Below are 6,182 nucleotides of genomic sequence, written 5' to 3'. Positions count from 1 at the left end.
CTTTTCTCCATCCGCCAGTTATGGCTAGACCATAGTCGTTTGGAGTTGTGACGAATGGGTCACAGCATCCCTTGTCTTCAAACCAGCCGAAATCTTCAACTGCATAAAGGTTAAATTCTGCTAGGTATGTACCGTCTGCTCCGACGAATGTTTTTATTCCATCGAGCATGAAGGATGTGTATTTAAACAGATCGTAGGATCTTCCGTCAACTTCCTTAGTTTTTGTCACTGTTTTTATATATGGATCATACTCGTATCTCTTTGTTGGGTTAGATGTGAATGATCCCGACCCGCCGTATGCTGCACAGCCTGGACAACATAAAGTTCTACATTCATCTAATGCATCCATTACCATTATGAAGCTAAATGGTGAAGCCAAATCTGGTCCAGAAACTGTGATGAAAGCCTTGTTTTCATATATGTTTACGTCTGATAGATTTATAGTCCATCCATGGAAAGAGTAAGCATCGCCTACCTTCATTATCTTTTCTTTTTCGGCGTATGGTTTACCGTATACAAAGTATGCTCCAAGGTAAAGGTCCTCAGAAGATACATAGGTTGCACCTGCAAACATTGGCTTGTACATCTTTCCAAGGAATTTAATCTCATTTAGACGGCCTTTTACAGCTGTTTCAAAGTCGATCATTCCGTCGCATTTAGTTATACCACAGATGTTCTGACCATTTTCAAGTAGAGGATATCTTATTTCAGCTGTCCTGTATATTATACCGGACGCAGAACCTCTGTCCCCTCTTAAGTCAACAAGCCCGTCAGGTGTAGTTTCTATATCTGCTAGTATTACCTGAATTTCTTCGTGCGCCTCCATTTCTGTACCTGTGCCACCAAAGTAGTAGTCACAATTTGCACCGAAAGAGGAGTCATCGCCAATAGCTACCCATGCTTTTGTTGTAAAGAAGGCATTGTATGTATTAAAGTCCCACGAGCCGTTTCCATTGTCATAACTACCTCCTGCAAAAGAAGGTAAAGTCTCTCTGACAATGTTGTCTGTAACTGCTCCAGTGCCTGTGGTCTTTGTATTTACAAGCCAATACTTTGATTGTCCGGATCCCGATGTTGTAGTAATACTATATATCCTGTTGTTTGAATCCCAGTCTTTTGGAGAGTTTGAAAACCATAGAGTGTTTAATTCTCTTGCAACAACTGCCCCATCAAGATTTCTTACCTCTCTTGGCATTGCTATTGCAACGGAGATATCATACTTTCCATTTACTGGAAATGTGTCGCTTGCTGTTTCCCAGAACTGATTGGAGTACAGTTCATAGTCTGTGTACCACTTTGCCCAAGCTGCTTCATTTGCACATGTTGAAGTGTAATACTCAATGTTTTTGCTGATCCTGTCATATGCGTAGTTATAGTCCATCATATAGTCAAAAGTAGCGCTTGCGGTCCTTGTAACAGTCTTTGTCTCTTCAACTGTTGCCATGTTTCCGACTGCTGCTGCAATCAAAGATGCGGAGACTACGTCAGATGCGTTGGCTGTTGCACCAACTGCGATTACAACGTCAGGCTCTCCTGTAATTTGGTCTATGAAAAAGCTTTTTGGCGGAACTGTTTGTGCTGCAACTGCTCCTGCTAATGTTGCTCCTAACATTAGGGCTCCCGTTAAAGCAGCCCCTAACATTTTTATTCTCATATTATTTCACCTCTATTGCTAAACAATAACGTTTAGCTACAATATACTATATTTTTTACTAGTATATAAAGTTTTTGGTTTCAATAAGATAAAATAAATTTTATATTAATAGTATATATAATATACAATAACCTATTAATATATTAGCGATAGTTTCAGAATAAATATCAATAGGAAAAAGTAGATTCAGGATAAAGAAGCCCAATTAAGTCTTTAAACTTAAAATTAGCTTTTAAGAAGCTATTTATAGAAAAAGAAACGGTTTTTTCTAAATATAAAGTTTCAAAATAAAAGAAAAAAATAAATTAAAATATATTTTAATTTAGTTCAACATTGCAACTAAGTCTTCTGCTGCCATTCTTGTTTCTTCTCTGTTGGCACCAGCAACGATTAATACATCGTATCCTCTGGCCATTGGGTCTGCAATCCATTCCCATTCTCCAGCGGATGTTGCCCAGTCAACAGTGGATGCTCCCATGTCAACTAAGTCCTTTACGATGCTGTTGTATACTGGACCACCGACAAGAACAAGGTTCTTTGTGTTTGTGGCAGTGTTAACTTCTATGTCAAGCTTTATGAGCTCAACTGGATCGATCTTGACGTTTGCTGTGTATTTTATTGTCTGGCCTGCTGAGGTCATTGAGATTCTTGCTCTTAGACCGTCTTCGTCATTTGGTGCTGATTTTGTCTTGTAACCAACGTATGCAAAGTATGGGTCAAAGTAGTCAGGAATTGCATTATCTTTTCCAAAGTCTACATCAAGTACTTCTACTGTAAAGTAGTTCTCTGGACCGTTTACTGTGTAGGATGTTTCACAATCTGGGATCTTTATGGTGTCGCAAAGTCTAAGTTCTAGTGTGTCAAAGTTTGCGTCTGGACAGTATCCTCCACACATTGGTGCTGGCATCCACTGAACGATTCTCTTGGTATATGTGTCTACGGCTAAATCTACATCTTCCCATGCAAGATATTCATCATCCATTGTGATATTTGCAATCTGTCTCCATCCACCAGTTATGGCTAGACCATAGTCGTTTGGAGTTGTGACGAATGGGTCACAGCATCCCTTGTCTTCAAGGTATCCGTAATCTTCTATTGCATAAAGGTTAAATTCTGCTAGGTATGTACCGTCTGCACCGACGAATGTCTTAATACCGTCGAGCATGAAGTTTACATATCTGAAGTAGTTGTATGGCCTGTCATCCTTTGTCTTTGTTACTGTGGTGTACTTAACGTATGGATCGTATTCAGTTCTTCTTGTTGGATTGGATGTGAATGAGCCACCTCCACCATATACTGCACAATCTGGGCAGCATGCGTCACAATCATTGAATTGAGAGTCCATGACCATTATAAAGCTAAATGGTGATGTTAGTGCTGGACCTGCTACGGTGATGTATGCCTTGTTCTCATAGATGTTGACATCATTTAATGTTACAGTCCATCCGTGGAAGTTGTAAACGTCTCCGACTTTCAAGATCTTCTCTGCTTCAGCATATGGTTTACCGTACATGAAGTATGCTCCAAGGTAACCGTAATCTGTGTCGTATGTTGCACCTGCAAACATTGGCTGGTACATTTTGCCAAGGAACTTTATTGGGGTGAACCTTCCTTTTACTGTAGTTTCAAAGTCTATCATTCCCCAACATTTCTTTATTCCGCAGATGTTCTGACCGTTTTCTAACAATGGGTATCTGATTTCAGTTGTTCTGTATACTATACCTGACTCAACGCCCTCGTCTCCTCTTAAAAGAGGTAATCCGTTTGTTGAGCATGCTGAACAGTCGTAGCTTGTAAATATAAGCTGGATTTCTTCGTGTGCTTCCATTTCTGTACCTGTTCCACCAAAGTTGTAGTCACATCCTTCATTTGGAATGTTTACCCATGCTCTTGTGGAGAAGAATCCATAATTCCAGTCAAATGCTCCGTTTCCGTTGTCATAGCTTCCTTTAGCGAATTCTGGTATGTCTGTATTTGTAAAGGCTGTGCCATCAAAATATTTTGTGTTTTCAAGGAAGTATGCAGATGAGCCTGCTCCAGACGTTGTTGTGACTTTGTATATTCTGTTATTTGCATCCCACTCTTTTGGTGAGTTTGAGAACCATAGTGTTGAAAGTCCCTTTGCGACTGTCCAATCTGTTCCAGATTGAGTTATCCTTAAGTCTTTTGGTGCTGCTATCTGTACGTATGAGTTGTAGCCAGGAACTAGCTCATTGTCCTGAGTCCTCCAGTATCCCCATCCAAGAAGGTCAAAGTCTGTATACCATGTTGCATCTCTAGAGTCACAGCTGTTTGTTGTGTATGATACAAAGTCTTTTGGAATTGTATAATTGTAGTCTCCAACCTTGTCCCATGTTACTGATGCTTTTACTGGCACTGATGCTGTCTCCTCGACAGTTGCCATGTTTCCGACTGCTGCTGCAATCAAAGATGCGGAGACTACATCGGATGCGTTGGCCTGTGCACCAACAGCTATTGTTACGTTTGGTGCGCCCGTTGCTGGGTCAATCCACCATGACTTAGCTGGAACTGTTGCTGCAGCGGCTGCGCCTGCTACAGTAGCTCCAATCATTGCAGCCCCTGCAAGGACTGCTCCAATTGTTCTTAATTTCATATATTTTCACCTTTATAGGTTTTAATTTAATTTCTCTAGAAGGGTACAATACTCTATTGAAGAGAGTTATTTATAAATCTTTTGTTTTAAGAAAAGGATAAAAAATTAGGCCTGTGTGGCCCTGAAACTGCCTTGTCCTGTTTTCATGCCTTTTGTTATAACGTCAAATGTGAGCTGCTGTATTATTCCTGCTATATCTATCCCGATGTTCTGAAGCTCCGCCATATTGAGATGCACTACTTCTGGCTCTATGACGCTCATTGCAACTGGAGAGAACTTAATCACAGCATCAAATAAGGTCTCAATATCGGGAAATAGCGCCTCCATCCCGACAACTCCCTCCCATGCTTCGCCTTCTCCCACTTTTTTTGCGATCATCTTGTTTACTAGGGCTCCAGTATCATTCACAAGCTCCTTTGTCTTTTCCATGGCAAACTTCTCATTCTTTGCCCTAGCCTCCACGACAAATTTAAACAGTGCCCCGCCTTGCCCAATGGCATCTTCAATGTCCTCTTCGTCAATACCAATCTCCTCCTGCTTTACACCTTCAGTCTCGCCAACTCTGTAAAGTGTCAGATTGTATTTCTTGCAGAGCTTGTTCACTGTAGAAGAAACATCGCCAAAGATTTCCAAAAGCTCCTTGCCCTTGATCTTTACATCCCCGCTTATAATTTCAATTGTAGACGGCACAAGCCTCATGCAGAGGTTGATATACTCCCTAAAATTAGTCTTTATGTCAACTTCAACTACAGATGAATAGAATATCCTACCCATCTCGTCCTCGTCCTCTAAAATCTCATGGAACATCTGTCTTGTAACCTTAACATTGCTTAGGGCCTTGACCTCCTCCAAAAGTTTCTTAACAGAGATTTCAAGCGCTTCTTTTGAGTTACTCTGAGATTCTAAGTAAAAAGTAGATTCAATCATAAAATTTATTTTAAAACTCTGTTTATAAAGTTTTCAACGTAAAGTTTTAAATGATGGTAAATCTAAAAATCCAATATGTTTGAAGTGGGAGTTATTGGGGCCGGAAAAATCGGCAGTGGCATAATTAAAGGCTTGTTAGAAAAAAATGCCTTTAAATGTGAGAGTATTATACTAAGCGATGTATCAGAAGATATTCTAAATCCAATAAAAAATGAATACGGTATAGAAGTATCATTAGATAATAGAGAGGTCTTTTCTTCTTCTAAAATCATTATCATTGCGGTGAAGCCAAATCTAATTGCGCCTGTGCTAGAGAGTGTAAAAGATATAAATCTTAAAGGAAAACAGATAGTTTCAGTTGCAGCAGGCGTTCCACTAAGATTCATTGAGAGCATGGTAAATGACGTGCCAGTTATCCGCATCATGCCAAACATATCCCTTTCAATAGGGTTTTCGCCATCATGCTATTCTTTAGGAAAGCATGCGACAAAAGAAAATGAAGAAGCATTTAGAAAAATATTCACTAATCTTGGTTCTGTCCTAAAGGTAGAAGAGGCCCAGATGGATGCTGTAACAGGCCTATCAGGCTCCGGTCCAGCCTATGTATTCTCATTTCTAAAGGCTTTAACTGAAGGTGGGGTGAAAGCAGGCCTTCCAGAAGAAATATCAAAGAAACTTGCGATTGATACGCTTTATGGCGCAGTCTTGATGGCAGATAAGACAGAGAAAGAATTTGATGAACTAATCAAAATGGTTAAGACACCAGGAGGCACAACTGAAAAGGGCCTAATAGAATTAGAGAAATACTCATTTGAGAAGGGGATCATTGAAGCGGTGAAAAAGGCAACTGAAAGGTCAAAGGAATTAGGTGAAGTTTATGGAAAGTGTTAAGGATAAGGCGATTTTAGCAAAAGAAGCCTTCATAAAGCTCTCTAATGCCAAAACAAAGGACAAAAATGATACGCTGTCAAAGATGGCATCTAGTCT

Annotated in this window: 4 protein-coding genes; 1 reads left to right on the top strand and 3 read right to left on the bottom strand. The window is 40.0% G+C overall.

The features are described from left to right. The 3 genes from KO464_06625 to KO464_06615 all read right to left on the bottom strand — a co-directional run. On the bottom strand, window positions 1-1,654 hold a 1,654-nt coding region (locus KO464_06625), incomplete at its 3' end, for an S-layer protein (protein MCC7573046.1). 322 nt (window positions 1,655-1,976) lie between these two features. Further along, complete coding sequence (locus tag KO464_06620) at window positions 1,977-4,268, bottom strand: S-layer protein (GenBank protein MCC7573045.1); 2,292 nt, start codon at window positions 4,266-4,268, stop codon at window positions 1,977-1,979. A 105-nt stretch (window positions 4,269-4,373) separates the two neighbouring features. Next, entirely contained in the window at window positions 4,374-5,195 is an 822-nt protein-coding gene (locus KO464_06615; GenBank protein ID MCC7573044.1) for a hypothetical protein, read from the bottom strand. Window positions 5,196-5,270: 75 nt separating this feature from the next. Between KO464_06615 and proC the strand changes: the two genes are divergently transcribed. After that, entirely contained in the window at window positions 5,271-6,086 is an 816-nt protein-coding gene (proC, locus tag KO464_06610) for a pyrroline-5-carboxylate reductase (GenBank protein MCC7573043.1), read from the top strand. The last annotated feature ends 96 nt before the right edge of the window (window positions 6,087-6,182 follow it).

This window comes from Methanofastidiosum sp. (assembly GCA_020854815.1).
Lineage (GTDB): Archaea > Methanobacteriota_B > Thermococci > Methanofastidiosales > Methanofastidiosaceae > Methanofastidiosum.
The sequence above is the reverse complement of the archived record's forward strand: the minus strand, read 5'-3'. Positions and strand labels throughout refer to the sequence as shown.

Coding starts and splice junctions, on each gene's coding strand:
- KO464_06620 (MCC7573045.1), bottom strand. CDS start 4,268: ATGAAATTAAGAACAATTGGAGCAGTCCTTGCAGGGGCTGCAATGATT.
- KO464_06615 (MCC7573044.1), bottom strand. CDS start 5,195: ATGATTGAATCTACTTTTTACTTAGAATCTCAGAGTAACTCAAAAGAA.
- proC (MCC7573043.1), top strand. CDS start 5,271: ATGTTTGAAGTGGGAGTTATTGGGGCCGGAAAAATCGGCAGTGGCATA.